Origin of the sequence: Dubosiella newyorkensis (assembly GCF_001945605.1) — a bacterium.
Taxonomy (GTDB): domain Bacteria; phylum Bacillota_I; class Bacilli_A; order Erysipelotrichales; family Erysipelotrichaceae; genus Dubosiella; species Dubosiella newyorkensis.
This window is the reverse complement of record NZ_MPKA01000088.1, coordinates 1-19,879: the sequence shown is the minus strand read 5'-3', so window position 1 is coordinate 19,879 and position 19,879 is coordinate 1. Positions and strand designations below refer to the sequence as shown.

The following is a 19,879-nucleotide window of genomic DNA, read 5'->3' as shown; positions in this document are numbered from 1 at the left end:
GCTTGTTTTCGAGATTTCTTCTTTTTATGAACTGTTCTTCTGTTTTCAGTGTCATCTTTTTCCACAACTTTACTTTAGACCTTTTCTGTTGTGTCTTTTTCTCTTTTTCCGGTTTTCAAAGATCGATATCGTATCGGCAACTCCGTTTCCTTCATCGCTCCCTTATAATACATCGCTTTCAATCATCTGTCAACTATTTTTTTAAATATTTTTAATATTTTTTAAATGACAGTTTTTCGATTCACAAAAGCTTACTTATATTACCTCTTTCATCAACAATTGTCAATGGTTAATAGATCTTACAGAAAAAGCACTCAGACCCTCTTAGATCCAAGTGCTTTTTAATTTATTGATCAAAAGAAGAAATCGTCTTCTTTCTTGACAGGATCGACAAGCGGTTTTCCATCCGGACCGATCAGAGGACATAATCCGCAGCCAACTCCGCCAATCACCCGGAACATATACATTGCACCTGTCTCTTTATCTTTCCAGATCTCGATTGAATTGACGACGCCTTGCGAATACACCATCTCAAAACGATTTTTATCCATTATGCCTTCGCTCCGTATTGTTCATAATACGCGTTTAGCTTAGCTTTCATCGCCTCATCGAGCTTGCCGGCCTCTTCTAAATATTCAATGACTTCTTTCATCGAGACGATCGCCGCGCACGGAAAACCATACAATTCAGACACTTCCTGCAAGGCTGTCTTATCGCCCTTTCCTTTTTCGTTGCGGTTCAAAGAGACCATCAAACCAACAATATCTAAATTCGCCGCGCCTCTTACCTTCGGCACCGTTTCTTCCATCGATTTTCCAGACGTCGTCACATCTTCGATCATGATCACCCGATCGCCATCTTGAAGCTTCGAACCAAGAAAGCTGCCTTTATCCGCGCCATGATCTTTCTCTTCTTTTCGATCCGAGCAATAGCGGACTTCTTTTCCATACAGATCATGCATCGCGATCGCCGTCACGACAGCCAAAGGGATCCCTTTATAAGCAGGGCCGAAAAGTACATCAAAATCCGTTCCATACGTGTTGACGATCGCTTTGGCATAATATTCTCCAAGCTTCTTGAGCTGAGCGCCTGTCACATAGCCGCCCGCGTTCATGAAGAACGGAGATTTACGACCCGATTTGAGAGTAAAATCGCCAAATTTTAATACATCCGAATCCAACATGAATTCGATAAATTCTTTTTTATACGCTTCCATTTAGCCCTCCATGATCTCTTCGATTTGAGTATAGGTCGCTTCTGGATCAGCGGACTTTGTGATCGAGCGGCCCACCACGATATAGTCGCACCCTTCTTCTTTCGCTAAAGAAGGCGTCGCCACCCGCTTTTGATCATCCACCGAATCCGAAGCAAGACGAATTCCTGGCGTCACCGTCAAAAAATCTTCTCCACACGCTTCGTGGATCGCCCTTGCCTCATGCACCGAGCACACAACGCCATCCAAGCCCGCTTCTTTCGCGTTTTTCGCGTAATGCAGCACGCAATCCAGCACATCACCAGGAATACCTAGCTCCTCGTTCATCGCCTCTTTTGAAGTCGAAGTCAATTGAGTCACGCCAATACAAAGCGGACGCTTTTTGCCTTTGGCCCCCTCTTCCAATCCTTCGATGGCCGCCTTCATCATGGCGATGCCCCCAGAACAATGGACATTGGTCATATCGACGCCAAGCTTGGCTAAGTTTTTCATGCCCCCCTTGACGGTATTCGGGATATCGTGCAGCTTAAGATCCAAAAAGACATGATGGCCCATCGCCTTGACTTTTTCTACGATGCCTAGACCGCACGCGTATGTCAATTCCATGCCGATCTTGACATAGATCGGATGATCAAATTGCTTTAAAAAATCTAAAACCTCTTTTTCGCTTGAAAAATCAAGCGCTACGATCGTCTTACTCATCTTTAAAACTCCTTCCTACCGCTTCTTGCAGCGATCGATAGCCATACCGCTCTAAAACAGATGGCAACTCTTCAATGATCGTTTTACAAACATAAGGATCGACAAAGTTTTGCGCGCCCACTTCAACGGCGCTCGCCCCCGCGTTTAAAAACTCGAGCACATCTTCGGCGCAGGTGATCCCTCCGACCCCGATGATCGGAATATTCACGGCTTGCGCCACTTGATAAACCATCCGGATCGCGACCGGTTTGATGGCCGGCCCAGAAAGTCCACCTGTTTTATTGGTTAAAAGCGGCTTGCCCGTTTTTAGATCGATCCGCATGCCCAAAAGCGTGTTGATGAGCACAAGCCCATCGGCCCCCGCTTCTTCGACAGCTTTGGCGATCTCGACGATATTGGTCACATTGGGGGAAAGCTTAACATAGACAGGTTTTGTGGCGGCCTCCTTGCACAATTTGGTCACATGGGCCGCCAATACAGGATCTGTGCCTAAGCCAATTCCGCCATGCTTCACATTGGGGCACGAAATATTGAGCTCATACGCTTTGATCACAGGCTGATCGTTGAGCTTTTGAATGACTTCGACATAATCTTCTTCGCACGCCCCAGCCACATTGGCGATGATTTCCGTATCGTAATTGGCCAAAAAAGGCAGTTCGTTCTCGATGATCGAGTCGACCCCCTTATTTTGAAGGCCGATCGCGTTGAGCATGCCCGAAGGCGTTTCCGCGATCCGAGGCGTAGGATTGCCCGCTCGATATTGAGGAGTCGCCGATTTGATCGCGATCCCCCCAAGCAAAGAAAGATCGTAAAGCGCAGCGTACTCTTTTCCAAACCCAAAACAGCCGCTGGCAGGGATGATCGGATTTTTTAAAGAAAGTCCTGGCAGTTCTACATGCAAATCGATCATAGCTTCACCTTTCCGACCAGAAAGACCGGTCCATCTTTACAAACGCGAGCCATGCCTCCTTCGACAAGCTCGACAACACAACCCATGCACGCGCCAATGCCGCATGCCATTCTAGCTTCGAGCGAAACATAGCCTTCTTTGGCGCAAGCATCGATCGCTTTGAGCATAGGAAGCGGCCCGCACGCCAACACGAAATTTGGCTCGATCGCATGCTCTTTTAAAGCGTCCATGATCGTTCCTTTGACTCCATAGGAGCCATCCATCGTGCTCACGTACACTGAGCAGCCCAGTTGTTCAAATTCATCGACATAAAAGACATCCTTTTTTGAATTGAAGCCAAGCACGACTTGCACGTTCGTATTCTTGTTTCGATATTGTTTCGCACATTCATACAAGGGTGGTACGCCAACGCCACCTCCTGCAAGAAGAACCGTATCCCTATTCTCGATCGGAAAGCCTGTGCCGCATGGACCGAACAAATCGATCGTTTCGCCAGCTTTCATTTTGGACATGACCTTTGTGCCATCGCCAAGCACTTTATATATGATCGTCAAGATTCCTTCTTGGATCTCACAGATCGAGATTGGGCGTCGCAAATAGTAGCCAGGCACTTGGATCTCTACAAATTGGCCTGGCGCGCTTTGAGAAGAGAGTGTCGTTTCGATTTCCATCTTATAGACTTGGTCGGCGATTTTTTGATTCGAAAGAATTTTCGCTTGTTCTTGGATCATTTTATTTTCCCATTTCATTCATCGAGACCATCGAGAAGCTCAACGACTCGAGCACTTTCAAAAGAATCGCGGCCGTATCGAGCGAAGTCATGCATGAAATGCTGTTTTCAGCCGAAACACGGCGGATCAAAAAGCCATCGGCTCTTGAGTTTTTATTTTTTTGCGACATCGTATTGATCACGAAGTTGACTTTGCCCTCACGAATGATGTCGACCACGCTATTGTCGGAGCCCTCTTCGATCTTGTCGACTTCATGGACGAACAAGCCATGATCGCGCAAAAATTGAGCCGTTCCTTTCGTGGCGTACAAGCCATAGCCAATGCTCGCAAAACGCTTCGCTAAAGAGAGCGCGTCTTCTTTGTCTTCGTCCGCGATCGTAAGCAGCACATTGCCATGCGTCGGAACTTGGATGCCGCTTGCCACAAGCGCTTTGTAGAGCGCTTTTTCAAGCGAAATATCCGAGCCAAGCGCCTCGCCTGTCGATTTCATTTCTGGGCCGAGCACCGTATCGACTCCACGCAATTTGGCGAACGAGAAGACTGGCGCTTTGACAAAGACCCGATTTGGATCGTCTGGCAAATAGCCTGGCGTGATGCCTTGATCGATCAGCGTTTCGCCCATGATCGCCTTGGTCGCGATACTCGCCATTGGCACGCCAGTGATCTTGGAAAGGAATGGCACCGTTCTTGAAGAGCGCGGATTGACTTCAAGCACATAGACTTTATCGTCCTTATCGACAATAAATTGAATATTATACAGTCCGATAAAATGGAAGCCTCTTCCGATCCGTTCTCCATAGTCTATGATCGTATCTTTGGCTTTTTGCGAGATCGTCTGGGTCGGATAGACGGAGATCGAGTCGCCAGAATGGACGCCAGCCCGTTCGATATGTTCCATGACCCCAGGAATATAGACGTTTTCTCCATCCGCGATCGCGTCGATTTCGAGCTCTTTTCCGACAATATATTTGTCGACAAGGATAGGCGCGTCATGCGAGATTTCTTGGACGGCTGTGGCCATGTATACTTTTAAGTCGTCATCGTTATGCACGATTTCCATCGCCCTGCCTCCAAGCACGTAGCTAGGACGTACAAGGACTGGATAGCCGATCTTGTTGGCGATCACGAGCGCTTCTTCCACGGTGGTCGCGGTTTCGCCTTTTGGCTGCGGAATATCGAGTTTATGCAGCATTTCTTCGAATTCGTGGCGGTCTTCGGCGCGGTCGATATCTTCCAAAGAAGTTCCTAAAATCTTTACTCCATGTTCGACGAGCGAATCGGCCAAGTTGATGGCGGTCTGTCCGCCAAATTGCACGATCACGCCAAGCGGTTTTTCCAATTCGATGACGTGCATCACATCTTCGGTCGTCAATGGCTCGAAATAAAGTTTATCGGAGATCGAAAAGTCGGTCGAGACTGTTTCTGGGTTGTTGTTGATGATAATCGCTTCATAGCCTTCGTTTCTTAGCGTCTCTACACAATGGACGGTCGCGTAGTCGAATTCGACACCTTGTCCAATTCGGATCGGTCCCGAGCCAAGAACGACGATCTTCTTCTTATCCGATGGGATCGATTCGTTTTCTTCTTCGTACGTCGAATAGAAATATGGCGTGGCGCTCTTGAATTCACCTGCGCATGTATCGACCATTTTATAGACAGGAATAATGTGGTTTTGTTTACGTAGATCGTAGATCGCTTTTGGGGTCGTATTCCAGATGCGCGCGATATAGCTATCGGAAAAGCCATAGGTCTTGGCTTCTTTGAGCAGAGCGATGTCGTTTTGATTTTCTTTGAGTTGTTGTTCAAGATCGATGATACGTTGGATATGGGCCAAGAAAAATGGATCCATTTTTGTGATTTCATGGATCGTTTCGGCGCTGTTTCCATTGCGCAACCACTGGGCGATCGCGAAAATGCGGGTGTCGTCGGACTTTTTGATTTCTTCTAAAAGCTCTTCATCGGATAAGTCGAGCATTTCTTTCTTTTCTAGGTGGTCGACTTTCATTTCTAAGGATCGTACCGCCTTCAAAAGAGATTCTTCCATCGTTCTTCCAATCGACATCACTTCGCCTGTCGCCTTCATTTGCGTGCCTAAATGGCGGTCGGCGTTCGGGAACTTGTCGAATGGGAAGCGGGCGAATTTGCTGACGACATAATCGATGGCGGGCTCGAAGCACGCGTAGCTCGTTTTCGTGATCGGGTTGAGGATCTCATCGAGCGTCAATCCAACCGCGAGTTTCGCGGAAATTTTGGCGATCGGATAGCCTGTCGCTTTGGAGGCGAGGGCTGAAGAGCGGGATACGCGTGGATTGACTTCGATCACATAGTATTTGAAGCTCTTTGGATCGAGAGCGAGCTGCACGTTGCATCCCCCGCAGATCTTAAGGGCGCGGATGATCTTGAGCGAGGCGGAACGAAGCATTTGATTTTCGTGGTCGGTGAGCGTTTGCACAGGAGCCACGACGATGCTATCGCCCGTATGGATGCCGACAGGATCGACATTTTCCATGTTGCAGACGACGATGGCGTTGTTGTTGGCGTCGCGCATCACTTCGTATTCGATTTCTTTATAGCCGGCGATGCTTTGCTCGATCAAGCATTGATGGACGGGCGAGATTTTGAGGCCCGCTTCGCAAATTTCACGCAATTCTTTTTCATTGTCGGCAAATCCGCCACCCGTTCCTCCTAGTGTGTAGGCTGGGCGCACGACGACTGGATATCCGAGTTTTTGGCAAAATTGAACGGCTTCTTCGACCGTATGGACGATCGTACTTTCAGGCACCGGTTCTTCGATTTCTTGCATGAGGGCTCGAAAGAGTTCGCGGTCTTCGGCGCGGTTGATCGCTTGCAGGTCGGTTCCTAAAATTTCAACGCCAAACTCGTCTAAGATCCCGTCTTCATGCAGGTCGACGACTAAGTTGAGTCCTGTTTGTCCGCCTAACGAGCCTAAGATCGCGTCGGGGCGTTCTTTATAGATGACTCGTTTTGCGAAGTCGAGCGTGATCGGTTCGATATAGACGCGGTCGGCGATCGTCGTATCGGTCATGATCGTCGCTGGGTTCGAGTTGATCAAAATGACTTCGTAGCCTTCTTCGCGTAGCGACTGGCACGCTTGGCTGCCGGCATAGTCGAATTCGGCAGCTTGTCCAATGACGATCGGACCGGAGCCGATCACAAGGATCTTATGGATGTCTTCTCTTTTAGGCATGGTGTCCCTCCTTGTCCATCATATTGATAAATTCATCGAATAAGTCTCTTGCGTCTTCTGGTCCGGCGCTCGCTTCTGGGTGGAACTGGACAGAAAAGCAAGGGTATTGGGTATGGCGCACACCTTCGCAGCTTTTATCGTTGAGCGCTTGGTGGCTTAGTTCGAGTGGTGTGTTTTCGAGCGAATCGATGTCGACGGCGTAGCCATGGTTTTGCGAGGTGATCTGGACTTTTCCTGTCGCTAGATCGATTACTGGATGGTTTCCGCCGCGGTGGCCGAATTTAAGCTTGTATGTCTTGGCTCCGCAGGCCAGAGAGATGAGCTGATGGCCTAGGCAGATGCCAAAGACGACAGTATGCGGAATGAGCTGGCGGATCGTTTCGATCGTTTCTGGAAGATCTTCTGGGTTGCCTGGTCCATTGGTGAGCATGACGCCATCGGCATGGTATGAGAGGATCTTTTCGGCTGGCGTGTTCCAAGGAACGACGATCAGATCGCAGCCGCGTTTCGAGAGTTCGCGCACGATGCCAAGTTTTGCGCCAAAGTCCATGAGGACGACTTTTTTTCCTCGATTCGGGATCGGGAAGATCTTGTCGGAGGCAACTCGTTTGACTTGGTCGTGCAAATAGTCTGTTTCTTTGAGTTGTTTGACGATTTCTTCGATGTTGGCGTCTGGATCGGCCATCGTGGCTTTCATGACGCCTTGATCACGCAATTTGCGGGTGATGGCGCGAGTATCGATCCCATAGATGCCGGGGATGTTTTCGCGGACCAAAAAGTCGTTGAGCGTTTCTTGAGCGCGCCAATTGCTTGGAGCGTCGCAATAGTCTTTTACGACAAAGCCGAAGACGGCTGGCACGATGCTTTCGTAATCGTCGCGGTTGATTCCATAGTTTCCAATGAGCGGATAGGTCATCATGACGATTTGTCCGCAATATGAATTGTCGGTCAAGATTTCTTGATAGCCTGTCATCGAGGTATTGAAGACAAGTTCTCCGATTTGAAAGTTGTCGCTTCCAAACGCTTTTCCTTTATACACACTTCCATCTTCTAAGATCAGCAGTCTTTCTTTCATTTTTTTATCCTTTCCAAACTCGTTGTCCATCGACATACGTTTCTACTATTTGGGCGTGCACCTTTTGTTGGTCAAAGGGTGTGTTTTTTCCCATCGATTCGAATTTTGAGGCGTCGATCTTTGTTTCGTGTTCGAGATCTACAAGGATCAAGTCGGCTTTTTTGCCTTCTTTGATTTCACCTCGATCGAATAAGCCGAATCGATAGGCAGGGGTGGTGGACATCCAGTTGACAAGTTGAGCTAATGTCCATCGTTTTTGTTTCCATACAAATTCCGTATAAAGAAGCGGGAAGCTTGTTTCTAAGGATACGATCCCGAATGGCGCTTTTTCCATGCTTCTTGCTTTTTCTTCGGCTGTATGAGGCGCGTGGTCGTTGGCGATCAGATCGAGAACTCCGCTTTCCAAGCTTTGGATGAGGGCCATTCGATCTTCATGGCTTCTAAGGGGCGGATTCATTTTCCAGTTGGGCCCCTGCACATCTTTGTCTTCTAAGAGGAGATGATGGGCTGTTACTTCACCGGAGACGTCCAAGCCTTGGTCTTTAGCTTTTTGAAGGGCTTTGACGCTTTCTTTGGCCGAGATGTGGCAGGCGTGATAGCGGTTTCCAATGTCTTGAACGAGTTCGAGGTCGCGGATGAGCTGTTCGCTTTCGCAAGCGGAAGGAATGCCGATCCAGCCTTTTTCTTCGTTGATCTTGGAGGCGTGCACGGAGGCGTTAGGAGCCCGATAGTTCATGTCTTCGGTATGGCATGAGAAGAGGACATCGTTTTCTTTGGCAGAAAGCATCGCTTCTTTCATGATTTCTTTGCTGGCTACGCCAACCCCGTCGTCGGAAAACCATTCGATTCCTAGTTTTTTAAGGGAAGCGTAATCGACAATTTCTTGTCCAGCTTCATTTTTGGTGATGGTCGCAAATGGATAGACGTGCACGATCGCTTCTTTTTGGATCAGATCGAGGTAGTCTTTCATGACTTCTTCGCTGCTTGGAAATGGCAGGACGTTGGGCATCGCAAAGATCGTCGTGAATCCTCCAGCGGCTGCAGCTCTCGTTCCGGTCTTGATCGTTTCTTTTTCGCTATGTCCTGGTTCGCGCAAGTGGACATGGACATCGACAAGGCCTGGCAATACGGTCAGATTCGTAGCGTCGATCACTTCTTCACAATTGGAAGTGTCAAGATCCGTTCCGATCTTTTGGATCGTTTCATCGAAGAGCAGATCGACTTTTTGAAGTTCTCCATCAATGAGGATGGTTCCATTTTTTATGCATTTCATATATATATATTCCTCTTTAGTCTTTGAAATAGGAGTAGCCGAAGGCGCGTTTGATCACGGCCTTGCGGACAAGGACACCGTTTTCCATTTGTTTGAAAATACGGCTTTGCGGACATTCGACAAGGGAGTCGTCGATTTCGACGCCTCGATTGACGGGGGCTGGGTGCATGATGATGGCCTGCGGTTTCATCATTTTATAACGTCTTAGATTCAGTCCATACAGGTCGAGGTAGTCTTCGTCGCTCATTCCTTCTAGACTAGCGCCTCTTTCTTTTTGGATGCGAAGCATCATGACGACATCGGCCCACTGTACGCCTTCGTCCATCGAGATCGTCGGATAGCCTTCTCTTTCCCATTCTTTAGGTCCAGAAAAGAGCACGTTGGCGCCTAGGCGTTCGAGCGCGTCTTTATTGGAGGCGGCTACGCGCGAGTGCGCGATATCGCCGCATATGAGAACATTCAAGTTTTCGAATGTATTGAATTCGTCATAGATCGTATAGAGGTCGAGCAGACATTGGGTCGGGTGGTTTCCTTTCCCATCGCCTGCATTCAGGATCGGGATCTTGATTTCTTCGAGCTCTTTGAAATATTCATCTTGCGGATGACGGACGACGAGCACTTTATAGCCAATGGCTTCAAAGGTCTTGACGGTATCGTAGAGGCTTTCCCCTTTGGTGACGGAGGAAGAAGCAGAATTGAAGTCTGCGACTTGGCATCCGAGCTGGTATTCCGCGCTTTCAAACGAGTAGTGCGTTCTTGTCGAAGGTTCAAAAAAAAGATTAGCAACCAATGCGTTATGCATTGGTAAATGCCAATCTTGTTGGGAAATATTAAAAATTCTAGCCTCATGAAGGATATTCATGATCTCTTGGGTACTTAGATCTTGCATCGATAGTAATGAACGTGTATTCATAGAATCCCCCTTCTAAAAAAAGAGAATCTTCCCTTTTGTCCGTCCTATTCTAACACAAAGGAATTATAGTTTCTATAGTTTTTTTCGAATTGAATAGGGCACGTCGGTGATGGGAATTTCTTCCCAGGAAAGAACGCCTCGAAATGGCTTTACTTCAAGGGCCAATAGCGTTCCATCTTTAAGATAGGTGTCGGATCCAAATGTGATTTCTTTTTCTTCGCCTTTTTCATTGATGCATAAAAGCGTATAGCTGTACTTAAGATTTCCGTTTCCTGAAAAATCGAAGACGCCATGGTCTTCGTTGAGCTTGGCTTGCGAGGCGTCTACTTTTGTATACCACGCTTGGCTTGGCGCGCATCCGCTTAGCACCAACAGCAATAAAAATAAACCTATTAAATCTATGATTCGTTTCATAAACATGCTTCTCCTTTTTTCTTTATTATCTAAAAAAAGAGGAGGAAGCGAGCTTACAGTGGGCTTACATTTGTGTCATTTTACATTTTTTATGTTGCACTATTCGCACTCGATCCTCTAACGGGATAGTATACTATGGATATACGAAATGGAGGAGATTCAATGTCTATATTCTTAAATATCTTTACTTCTTTGCCATGGAACAACTTTTATGGCGTATTTAGCTTTATCTGGTATGTCCTGCTCGTTCTTGGATTGTATCAAACGTTTGAAAAGGCGGGAGAGCAAGGATGGAAAGCGATCATTCCGATCTATAATCTCTATATTTGTTTTCAGATCGCAGGTAAGCCAAGCTACTTTTTAGTGTGGGCCGTTTTGGGCTTGATGGGCGGGCTTTGTTCTTGGCTGTCCGGTTTTGCGCTTCTGTTTTGGTTGGGTGCTTTCAGCTGGATCCTTTCGATCCTTTCGATGCTCGTGCTCGCCTACATGTGGTATAATTTGGCGCTCTCTTTTGGATATGACTTTTTGTTCGCGCTTGGTTTGATCTTTTTGAACCCGATCTTCATCATGATCTTAGGTTTTGGCGCTTCTCGATATAGAGGTTCATTCTATTGATTCTATCGTTTCTTTTTTGTGTTACACTAAGTTTGAGGTGAAAACACAATGAGTTTATCAATGAAGGAAGCGATCTATACGCGCCATACCGTTCGTCAATATAAAAAGAAAGCGATTCCCCAGCCAATCTTAGACAAGCTTTCAAAACGGATCGAACAAGTGAATCAAACATACAACACAAAAATCAGTCTCAAATGCGACCAAAAGGATGGCTTGTTCTTGCCTCTTCGCTATGTGATCGCCAAAAACGCGACCAATTATATGATCTTGGCTTCGGATGATCGCATTCGAGCCGATGAGAATATTGGCGAAGCCAGCGCCGACCTTATGCTTTACGCCCAGACATTAGGCTTGAACACCTGGTGGATCGGTGGAACATGGAACCACAAAAAAGTCAAAACGCAAGCGCAAGCCGACCATGTGATCGGGATCCTCGTCTTTGGGTATGGCGAAACCTCTGGTAAGCCGCATCCTTCCAAAAACAGCAGAGAAGTCAGCCTCTATGAAGGAAAAGAGCCCGATTGGTTCCGGAAAGGTGTCGACGCGGCACTTCTTGCTCCAACGGCTTTGAACAAGCAAAACTTCTTTTTACAAGGCAAAGGCGATGAAGTTTCCATCCATACCAAAGAAGCCGCCTTTTCTTTAGCCGATCAAGGAATCGTCCGCTACTTTTTTGAACTTGGAGCGGGCAAAGACAATTTTAAATGGATCTATTAAAAACACGAGGAACAAGTCTTCGTGTTTTTTGTCGAGTGACTAGACAAAAAAATGTCTAGTTTTGTCGAGTCCAACAAAAAAAGACACCACGCAGGTGTCTTTTTATTCGATTCCTAAATACTCTTTGAGAGCAGGAATGGCTTTTCGTCCATCGTGATAGCCTAAATAATAGAGCTTTCCAAGCTTTTCGATATCTTTTTCCAAACGAGAGACTTCGATATGCTCGCTTGGCGCGATCGAAAACAAGCGTTTGCGACGATGCAGCCTAGCGATCTCATCGCATTGCTCATTGTAGGCTTCGTTGCTTCGCGCATACGATTCGCAAAATTCAGGATGATTATAGAACACCGTATGAAACGCCTTCTTTTCTTTATCGCTCATTGGCGGCTTTCTAAAAAAGTCGGGATTCGTCTTGATCACGACAACATGCTCAAAGCCTTGATCGATCGCCCACTGAAACGGGATCTTATTGGCGCAGCCCCCATCCAGATACGAGTGCTCTCCAATTTGGACCGCTCTTGAAAAAACAGGCATCGAAGCCGAAGCTTGGACCGCCTTATAAATATCTTCGACCTCTCCTTTTTCTAAAAATTCCGCTTGTCCTGTTTCAATATTGGTCGCCACCGCCACAAACCGTCTAGAAGGATCTATGAACCGCTCTTCATCAAACGGGTCTTCTTCATTAAAATCCGTGAAAGCGAAATTGAATCCAACAACACCGCCTTCCTGCAACAAAGCTTTGGATCCCACATATCTTGGATCGTGCCGATATTCAAGATTCAATCGGGCGGATCGTCCAATTTGCCCAGAAACATAATTCATTCCATTCATCGCTCCAGCCGAAGTTCCGATCGTCGTCTGAAAGTTCAATCCCGCCTCCATCAACGCGTCCAGAACACCAGCCGTGTACAAGCCTCGAAACGCCCCGCCCTCTAACACGAGACAGCCATCTATGATTTTTTCGCTCGCCCTTCTTTTAGGAAGGTATACGAGTCCAGAGTAGACTTTATTGTTGTTCAAAAGAACACCTCCCATCCTAAATCGCAACTATCGTATCATATACGTCAAGTCAATTGAGCGAACAATCGTGTAAGAAACATAAAATTGTTTATTTCATTCTCATAATTAATCCTATAATGTTCGAACATAAACCATTGTTAGAATTTTATTTATTTTCTAATATAAAATTGCTTTAAATAAAGAACTTTTGCAAAAGTATCTAAGCAGAAAGGAGAAAAAATAATGTTTGAATTAAAGCTAGTTAAAATTTTACAAGCCCCTTGCCGTTGTGGTGGTGGTATAGGTTGCGGAGACATTAACATGTAATCAAAAGTGTCGAATTTTCGACACTTTTGATTACATACAAATCAGGAGGATAAAAATTATGGCAAAAGTTTATAAAAACTTAGTTTTAACAGAAGCCCAGATTTTATTTGATACAAACACTTTAAAAACCTTTCAATTAAACAAAGAATATTTAAACGATTTTTTAAATCTATATTCAGGACACAAAAAAGAGCAAGATTCAAAATTTTATGATTTATTAACTAATAATTCAACTTATGCCAAAACAAAAAATATTTCAGTCAAAATCATAAAGATTAATATGGCCAATATGTGCAACCTAAAATGTAAATATTGCTATGCCAATGCAGGAACATATAATAAGCCAAAAAAAATTATGAGTGAACAAACCATTAAACAAATAATTAAGTTTATTCACAATCACAAAGAATTGGAATACATTTGTTTTTTTGGAGGAGAACCCTTATTAAATATATCAGGAATAAAAATGATATGCGAAAAAGCAAGAGAAATTAATCCTAACGTTAAGTTTCTTTGTCAAACAAATGGAACGTTGATAAACGCTGAATTTATAAAGCTATTAAAAAAATTTGAAATTGAGTTAACACTTTCAATTGATGGAAACAAAAAGGATAATGATCGAAATAGAATTGACGTAAACGGAAATGGCACATTTGAAAAAATATTAGAAAAAACTTTGCCAATCCAATCATATATATCTTCTATTGAAGCAACATATGACGGAAAGTCAACACTCTCCAAAAATGAAGTGAAAGATATACTTAAAGAAATATATCCGAATACGTATATTTTAGTAGCTGATTTAATTGAAAATCAACCGCATGAAGAATCCAGAAATATTGAAAATGAAATTCAGCAAATTCTTAATAATAAATTAGGTGAATTCCGGTGGACTGAAGGCTTTTTAAGAGATTTTATGATTGGCAAAAGAAAAGATTTTTTTTGTGCTGCAGGGACTCAACTAATAACCATCGACTCTGATGGAAAAATATATCCTTGTCAGCAGTTTATAAAAAAAGGAGATGCTTACTTATTGGGAGATATTTCTAACTTTAATGAGGAACAATTTACAAATAAAGTGAACAACTTATCCGCCTATTTAGCAAAAGATAACTATAAATGCAGAAATTGTTTTTTAAATTGGCAATGTCATAAATGTCTTGCCATCAACAACGAAATCAATTTTTCCGATTGTGAATATAAAAAAGAAAATGCGTTGAGAATATTTGATAAATTGGGCGAACTCATCGTATCCGGACAATATGAAAACCTTGTAAAATGTGTAGCTGGCGGATATCGATATGCATAAACTTATAAAAAATAAAGCTCTTTATTATTTGACTATCGCTTCGATCCTCGCTTTTTCCATGCTCGATCTTTTCAAGTCGATTCTTTTTGGTCGTTTTTTCAACACATTAGAAAACAAAAACACATTAAGCCAAATGGTCAAATGGATCGTTGCCTTTGTGATTCTCATGTTTTTCGTTGAAACGATCATGAAAGGACTCATGGTTTACTTTAAATATTCGTTACGGGAAAGACTAAGCCAAGATTTGTATGAATCCTGGCTCGCTTTATCACCTGATGAATTTCAAAAAACGGATACTAGCGCCCGGATCAATAAACAAACGAATGAAATCAATACAATTATCGATCAGTATGTGACCTCGAAATTAAATATTTATCGGTATGGATTTCTATTTTTGATCGGGAGTTTATATATCGGAACGAATAGCTGGATCCTCCTTTTGTTCATTTATATATGCGCTTTATCTTTATCCTTATTTAATCGGACATTCAAGACACGACTAGAATCCAATCAAAAAGAAGTGTTGAGTCATCAAAAGCAGTGGATTGGCGTATTAAAAGGTTTTTGCACCAATTTTTTGACAATCAAAGATTATGACTTAGACACAAAATATTCTTCTCGTCTACAAAACCAAAATAAATTACTAAGCAAAGTAACGATTCATAGTGAATGGTTAAAGCAATGGGTATTGGCTATCAATGATTTAGGCGTTAATATTATTTTCTTTGGAGAATCTTTGATCGGATTTTACATGATCAATCAGAACCTCATTTCTTTGAGCGTTTTTATGACCATTATTCAAGCAAGCAATATGGTCATCAATCCGATTGGCTGGTATATGGAAATGTATAATAACGTTCAATCCTCAAGCGTCGTTGTCGACGGATACTTGAAAGAAGTTCAAAAAAGAAAACATCAAAAGAAACTTTTAAACGAACCAATTCAATCTTTTTTACTAAAAGATCTTGTATTCAAACGAAAAGAAAAGACGATATTTGATCACTTTACCTTACAGCTTCAAAAAGGAAAAAAATATTTGGTTGTTGGAGAAAGCGGCTGTGGAAAAAGTACATTGCTTGGATTATTGAGCGGAACGATCCCTCATCCCCATATTTATGCCAATAATATCCCTACGAACGCTCTCGAGCATTCTTCGATAGCGAAGCAATTGACATATTTGCGCCAATCTCCAGACCTGCTTCCAGGGACATTGGAAGAAAACATTACATTGTGGCAGACAGCCGATTCCAACAAGCTGAATCGAGTACTCGATCAAGTCCATTTAAATAGTTTAAAATCTCGTCTTCACGAATCTGTTCAAGAAGACAGTTTGGAAATTAGCGGAGGCGAATTACAGCGGATATCCCTTGCTAGAGGTTTATACAATATAAAAGACTGGCTATTTTTGGACGAAGCATTTTCAGCATTGGATGAAGAAAACGCCAAACAGATCGAATATGATATTTTGAAAAATTATAAAGGATCGATCATTTCAATTTCACATAAACTTTTCGATGAAAATATCATGCTTTTCGACGAAGTTATCGAATTCACAAAACAAGGAGTAAACGTTCTATCCTCCTTAGAATATTTACAAAAAAGAAAGAATTCCCTTCACCCGATCAAAAATCAAATTTCAAATAATGAATCAGTTTTGCCTGATAAGCGATAACACAATCCGATCGACCTTGTTCTGAATAGTGTTGAATAAGAAGCGTATAAAATGGAATTTCCAATTGAACACTTTTAAAATTTTGAAGTTGCTGCTCGATCTGATGTTGTTTTTTATCAAAACGACTATTCCCAGTTAAATGAAATCGAAGCAATTGAAGAAAGGAAGCAATAAATTTTTCTCGGGGACTACCTTGTGTCTTTTTTAAATACATAGAAATAAATCCAAGACAATCGCTCTGCCTTTTCAGGCGATAAGAGCTAAACGCTAAAACGATATAAATATCTGGGAATCGGCTTCCCGCTTTCCGTGCGAGCCGAGCATATCGAAGCGCTTTCTCATCTTGATCCTGAAGAAAACAGCACCAAGCTAAATTATCATAGATCGTTTGGATAAAATCAGGTTCATTAATTTGCTGACTGGAACGAAGAAGTTCTTCAAAAGTCGCGATTGCTTTTGGATAAAGATGCATTTGAATAAACAGGATTCCTTTGTTGAGCGCCACATAAAGCATTCGGCGGTAAGCTCCTGCTCTTTGTAAAGCATTTTCGCACCTTTCAATGATTTCATAAGCCTCTATAGTCCGGCTCCCATTCACGAAGCGATAAATTTGATGATAGAGGATCAATCCAGATAAACCTGGATCAAAGGCCATTGAACAATAATTCTGAGCGGACCGCAAATATTGAATGGCTTCATCTAAAGATCTTCCATCAGAAAGAGAAGGTCGCATTCCCATAAAATCATTTAATACAGCTTGATAAAAAGGATCTTCAAAAAAATTGCCCTCATATAACTGAGTCACTTCCTCCTCGCATTTTCGATTTTCAAATTTTGCAACATAAACGGCAAGAAGTTGATGATGAAAAAACGCAAAGCTATGCGGATTCGTACGTTCTACAAATTCTTTTAGAGGACCAAGAATATTTTCCGCCGTTAAATGAACGAAATGATAAGCGCAATCACGGACCCATTTATCATATTCTTTTAAGATTGACGGATCTTTCAAGAACACAAAATTCGAATCAATCGTTTTAATAAAACTTAAAACCGAATCAAAAAGAGCAGCGTCCATTTCCTGAGAATTCGACTCCATTTTGCTTAAAGCGCTTCTAGAAACATGAAGAGCATTGGCCATCTCGATTTGCTTGATCTCATAGAATTTACGGAGCTGCTTCGTATATAAACCGTAAAAATTATCAAAGTTAAACTTCAAAATCATATTTTCCATAAAAATATAATACTATAATCAATCAAAAAATAGAAAGGCGATTCATGTGAGAAAAAAAATAAAAATATTAACCTGCATTTTCGCTATTGGATTCGGGATCATCCTCCCAAAATATTGTCTTTTGCATCAACAATTCGATGATTGCTGGACCAAAGAAGTTGAAACAAACGGCACAAATTCTGGAAAAGAGTAAAAGCGAATGATTTCTTCACTTTGAACTTTGAAATGGGCGTTTTCTTCGTCCATTTTTTACATATTCATCAGCTCGCTTTCCATAGATCGTTCCGATCGATGGCGCGATTCAAAAAATTTGAAATTAAGGCTTGCTTTTTAGTGGAAGATCCGATATCATAATCAAGTAAAAAGATTTAGTGACGATAGAGAAGTGGAAATACCTGTTCCCGTCCCGAACACAGAAGTCAAGCACTTCATCGCCGAAGGTAGTTGGCCTTGCGCCTGCGAGAATAGGACGTTGCTAATTCTTTTTTTTGCGTTTTTGGTATAAAAAAGGCTCTTCCGAAGAAGAGCGAGAATAAAGGCAGAGTCGATGTTTCTCCTAGAAGAGACTTACATCTTCCCAAATGTTGAATAGAACATCAAGTTCTACACAGCTACTATTCTTTATTAAAAGATTACAAAGAAATGTGCCAAGGGGAAGAGATGAGAATCGCTCTTTGCCTTACAGTGTTACTATACCACGTTCTAAACGTCATACAATTTATATGCCCAAAAGCTTTTAAATTGCTCAAAACTCCATTCTTTCTATAATGAAACTATGAAATACACAATGATCCAATACTTCGAATGGTACTATCCATCCGATCGATCCCTCTATAGAAAAATCATTTCCGAATCTTCTTCCTTGGCGAAAACAGGCTTCAACATGCTTTGGATGCCTCCTGCCTACAAAGGAGCCGCCGGCATCAACGACGTCGGCTATGGCCCTTACGACCTGTACGATCTTGGCGAATTCAAGCAAAAAGGCAGTCAAAGCACAAAATATGGCACCAAACGCCAATACCTCAAAGCTATCCAGTCTTTACAAAACAAAGGGATCTTTGTGCTAGCCGATATCGTATTCAACCATAAAATGGGCGGCGACACGCTCGAAAGCGCGATCGCCCAAACGGTCGATGGCTGGAATCGGAACAAAGTCATCGAACCCGAACACGAAGTCGAAACATGGACCGGCTTCACATATCCCGAACGCAAAGGCACGTACTCCACATTTTGCTGGAATCACACCCACTTTACCGGAACCGACTACGACGCCAAGACCAATACGAACGCCATCCTTCTCTTTCAAGGCAAGCACTGGAACGAACACGTCAGCCAAGAAGAAGGAAACTACGACTATTTAATGGGGTGCGATGTCGACTTCCACAATCAAGAAGTGATCCAGGAACTGTATGCGTGGGGAAAATGGTACACCCAACAAAGCCAAGTCGATGGGTTTCGTCTTGACGCGATCAAAAACATCGACTCCTCCTTTTTTCCTTGCTGGCTCGCCGAAATGCACCGATATGGAAACCACCCCAATTTTACGATTGGCGAATACTGGACAAGCAACGTCTATGAACTCCAGCAATATCTAAAAGACTGTAATTTTTGCATGCGCTTGATGGACGTGCCCCTCCACTACCATCTCCAGCAAGTCTCCATGTCCAATGGAACCTACGATATCCGCAAGATCTTTCATGAAACACTCAGCCGATTGGATCCCTACCATTCGATGCAGTTTGTCGACAACCACGACACCCAAGTTGGCCAAGCCCTAGAGAGCTGGATCCTCGATTGGTTCAAGCCCCAAGCGTACGCCACCATCCTGCTCTACGATTGCCAATGCCCATGTGTCTTTTATGGCGATTATTATGGCATCCCCCACGACAACAAGGCTCCCGTTCCTTTTTTAAGAGAAATGGTCTGGATCCGCGCCAATCTTCTTTCCGACAATATCGTCAACCTCATGGACGACGATCCGCAAAAAGCGTGCTGGATGGCGTATGGACCTCATCCTGTGATCGTCCTCTATACGATCGCGGACTGGAAAGAAAAATCATTTTGCGAACCAAATTACGCCAATCTAACACTAGAAGACGCGCTCGATCCAACGAACCAAGTCAAATTCGACGCCCAAGGAAACATCAAGATCACCTGTCCGCCCGGAAAGATCTCGATCTATCTTTTAGACAAAGACGCCTTAAAGCTGCACAAAGCGATCCAGTAAAAACAAAAGCAGAAGGAACTTACTGATAAGCTCCCCTAATAGTAGACACGCCAAACAACTAAATTTGGAGGTCCTATTAGGGGGCTTTTTATATGGGAAGAAAATCAAAATACACTATAGATTTTAAATTATCTGTTGTTGACCGCTATTTAAATAAAGGAGAAGGATCCGTCACGATTGGAAAAGATTTAAATCTTAATCCAAACACTGTATTGAAATGGGTAAAACAATTTCAAAAGTCGGATGCTGAAGCTTTTCTGGAGAAACCAAGAAATCAATTCTATTCAAAAGAATTCAAAATACAAGTGATTGAGGAATATTTGGAAGAAAGATGTTCGTATCC

The 19,879-nt window shown here is 43.4% G+C and carries 18 protein-coding genes and 1 rRNA gene; 7 read left to right on the top strand and 12 right to left on the bottom strand.

Translation table 11 applies throughout. From position 1 onward, the window contains the following. Nucleotides 1-353: 353 nt before the first annotated feature. The 10 genes from BO225_RS09440 to BO225_RS09395 form a co-directional block, all read right to left on the bottom strand. Nucleotides 354-551 carry a DUF6440 family protein gene (locus BO225_RS09440; RefSeq protein ID WP_076341986.1) on the bottom strand — a complete coding sequence of 66 codons (198 nt, stop codon included), beginning with the start codon at nt 549-551 and terminating at the stop codon, nt 354-356. After that, nucleotides 551-1,216: an orotate phosphoribosyltransferase gene (gene pyrE, locus BO225_RS09435; protein ID WP_076341985.1), complete on the bottom strand. Its 666-nt coding sequence runs from the start codon at nt 1,214-1,216 to the stop codon at nt 551-553. The genes BO225_RS09440 and pyrE overlap by 1 nt, the downstream gene beginning before the upstream one ends. Further along, nucleotides 1,217-1,915: an orotidine-5'-phosphate decarboxylase gene (gene pyrF / locus BO225_RS09430; RefSeq protein WP_076341984.1), complete on the bottom strand. Its 699-nt coding sequence runs from the start codon at nt 1,913-1,915 to the stop codon at nt 1,217-1,219. It lies immediately after the preceding gene. Then, nucleotides 1,908-2,822 (bottom strand): dihydroorotate dehydrogenase, encoded by a 915-nt coding sequence (locus BO225_RS09425; protein WP_076341988.1) that lies wholly within the window; start codon nt 2,820-2,822, stop codon nt 1,908-1,910. Before BO225_RS09425 ends, pyrF begins: the two co-directional genes overlap by 8 nt. Then, entirely contained in the window at nt 2,822-3,556 is a 735-nt protein-coding gene (locus BO225_RS09420; RefSeq protein WP_076341983.1) for a dihydroorotate dehydrogenase electron transfer subunit, read from the bottom strand. Before BO225_RS09420 ends, BO225_RS09425 begins: the two co-directional genes overlap by 1 nt. A gap of 1 nt (nt 3,557) precedes the next feature. After that, nucleotides 3,558-6,764, bottom strand: coding sequence for a carbamoyl-phosphate synthase large subunit (gene carB / locus BO225_RS09415; RefSeq protein ID WP_076341982.1), 3,207 nt, complete (start codon nt 6,762-6,764; stop codon nt 3,558-3,560). Further along, entirely contained in the window at nt 6,757-7,839 is a 1,083-nt protein-coding gene (gene carA / locus BO225_RS09410) for a glutamine-hydrolyzing carbamoyl-phosphate synthase small subunit (protein ID WP_076341987.1), read from the bottom strand. The genes carB and carA overlap by 8 nt, the downstream gene beginning before the upstream one ends. 4 nt (nt 7,840-7,843) lie before the next feature. After that, on the bottom strand, nt 7,844-9,112 hold the full coding sequence (locus BO225_RS09405; RefSeq protein WP_076341981.1) for a dihydroorotase: 1,269 nt from the start codon (nt 9,110-9,112) through the stop codon (nt 7,844-7,846). A 16-nt stretch (nt 9,113-9,128) separates the two neighbouring features. Further along, nucleotides 9,129-10,025, bottom strand: a complete 897-nt coding sequence (locus BO225_RS09400; RefSeq protein WP_076341980.1) for an aspartate carbamoyltransferase catalytic subunit — start codon at nt 10,023-10,025, stop codon at nt 9,129-9,131. 72 nt (nt 10,026-10,097) lie between these two features. Beyond that, nucleotides 10,098-10,439 carry a YxeA family protein gene (locus tag BO225_RS09395; protein ID WP_076341979.1) on the bottom strand — a complete coding sequence of 114 codons (342 nt, stop codon included), beginning with the start codon at nt 10,437-10,439 and terminating at the stop codon, nt 10,098-10,100. 162 nt (nt 10,440-10,601) lie between these two features. Between BO225_RS09395 and BO225_RS09390 the strand changes: the two genes are divergently transcribed. Continuing rightward, the gene (locus tag BO225_RS09390; RefSeq protein ID WP_076341978.1) at nt 10,602-11,054 is read left to right on the top strand and encodes a DUF5684 domain-containing protein; all 453 of its coding nucleotides are present in this window, start codon (nt 10,602-10,604) and stop codon (nt 11,052-11,054) included. Nucleotides 11,055-11,102: 48 nt separating this feature from the next. Continuing rightward, entirely contained in the window at nt 11,103-11,771 is a 669-nt protein-coding gene (locus BO225_RS09385) for a nitroreductase family protein (protein WP_076341977.1), read from the top strand. 102 nt (nt 11,772-11,873) lie between these two features. Here BO225_RS09385 and BO225_RS09380 read toward each other — a convergent pair whose 3' ends face one another. Then, nucleotides 11,874-12,791, bottom strand: a complete 918-nt coding sequence (locus tag BO225_RS09380) for a patatin-like phospholipase family protein (protein ID WP_233120321.1) — start codon at nt 12,789-12,791, stop codon at nt 11,874-11,876. A gap of 364 nt (nt 12,792-13,155) precedes the next feature. Between BO225_RS09380 and BO225_RS09375 the strand changes: the two genes are divergently transcribed. Continuing rightward, on the top strand, nt 13,156-14,406 hold the full coding sequence (locus BO225_RS09375; RefSeq protein ID WP_076341975.1) for a radical SAM/SPASM domain-containing protein: 1,251 nt from the start codon (nt 13,156-13,158) through the stop codon (nt 14,404-14,406). Next, complete coding sequence (locus BO225_RS09370; protein WP_076341974.1) at nt 14,399-16,078, top strand: ATP-binding cassette domain-containing protein; 1,680 nt, start codon at nt 14,399-14,401, stop codon at nt 16,076-16,078. The genes BO225_RS09375 and BO225_RS09370 overlap by 8 nt, the downstream gene beginning before the upstream one ends. Here BO225_RS09370 and BO225_RS09365 read toward each other — a convergent pair. Beyond that, the gene (locus BO225_RS09365; protein ID WP_143356814.1) at nt 16,029-17,294 is read right to left on the bottom strand and encodes a helix-turn-helix transcriptional regulator; all 1,266 of its coding nucleotides are present in this window, start codon (nt 17,292-17,294) and stop codon (nt 16,029-16,031) included. The genes BO225_RS09370 and BO225_RS09365 overlap by 50 nt on opposite strands. A 382-nt stretch (nt 17,295-17,676) precedes the next feature. Here BO225_RS09365 and rrf point away from each other — a divergent pair. The 3 genes from rrf to BO225_RS09350 form a co-directional block, all read left to right on the top strand. Beyond that, a 5S ribosomal RNA gene (gene rrf / locus BO225_RS09360) occupies nt 17,677-17,790 on the top strand. A 294-nt stretch (nt 17,791-18,084) separates the two neighbouring features. Then, the gene (locus BO225_RS09355; RefSeq protein WP_076341972.1) at nt 18,085-19,536 is read left to right on the top strand and encodes an alpha-amylase; all 1,452 of its coding nucleotides are present in this window, start codon (nt 18,085-18,087) and stop codon (nt 19,534-19,536) included. A gap of 92 nt (nt 19,537-19,628) precedes the next feature. Further along, nucleotides 19,629-19,879, top strand: a 251-nt coding sequence (locus tag BO225_RS09350; RefSeq protein ID WP_143356813.1) for a transposase, incomplete at its 3' end; no start/stop codon positions are given.

Coding starts and splice junctions, on each gene's coding strand:
- BO225_RS09405 (WP_076341981.1), bottom strand. CDS start 9,112: ATGAAATGCATAAAAAATGGAACCATCCTCATTGATGGAGAACTTCAA.
- pyrE (WP_076341985.1), bottom strand. CDS start 1,216: ATGGAAGCGTATAAAAAAGAATTTATCGAATTCATGTTGGATTCGGAT.
- BO225_RS09370 (WP_076341974.1), top strand. CDS start 14,399: ATGCATAAACTTATAAAAAATAAAGCTCTTTATTATTTGACTATCGCT.
- BO225_RS09355 (WP_076341972.1), top strand. CDS start 18,085: ATGAAATACACAATGATCCAATACTTCGAATGGTACTATCCATCCGAT.
- BO225_RS09440 (WP_076341986.1), bottom strand. CDS start 551: ATGGATAAAAATCGTTTTGAGATGGTGTATTCGCAAGGCGTCGTCAAT.
- BO225_RS09385 (WP_076341977.1), top strand. CDS start 11,103: ATGAGTTTATCAATGAAGGAAGCGATCTATACGCGCCATACCGTTCGT.
- pyrF (WP_076341984.1), bottom strand. CDS start 1,915: ATGAGTAAGACGATCGTAGCGCTTGATTTTTCAAGCGAAAAAGAGGTT.
- carB (WP_076341982.1), bottom strand. CDS start 6,764: ATGCCTAAAAGAGAAGACATCCATAAGATCCTTGTGATCGGCTCCGGT.
- BO225_RS09390 (WP_076341978.1), top strand. CDS start 10,602: ATGTCTATATTCTTAAATATCTTTACTTCTTTGCCATGGAACAACTTT.
- BO225_RS09400 (WP_076341980.1), bottom strand. CDS start 10,025: ATGAATACACGTTCATTACTATCGATGCAAGATCTAAGTACCCAAGAG.
- BO225_RS09375 (WP_076341975.1), top strand. CDS start 13,156: ATGGCAAAAGTTTATAAAAACTTAGTTTTAACAGAAGCCCAGATTTTA.
- BO225_RS09395 (WP_076341979.1), bottom strand. CDS start 10,439: ATGAAACGAATCATAGATTTAATAGGTTTATTTTTATTGCTGTTGGTG.
- BO225_RS09420 (WP_076341983.1), bottom strand. CDS start 3,556: ATGATCCAAGAACAAGCGAAAATTCTTTCGAATCAAAAAATCGCCGAC.
- carA (WP_076341987.1), bottom strand. CDS start 7,839: ATGAAAGAAAGACTGCTGATCTTAGAAGATGGAAGTGTGTATAAAGGA.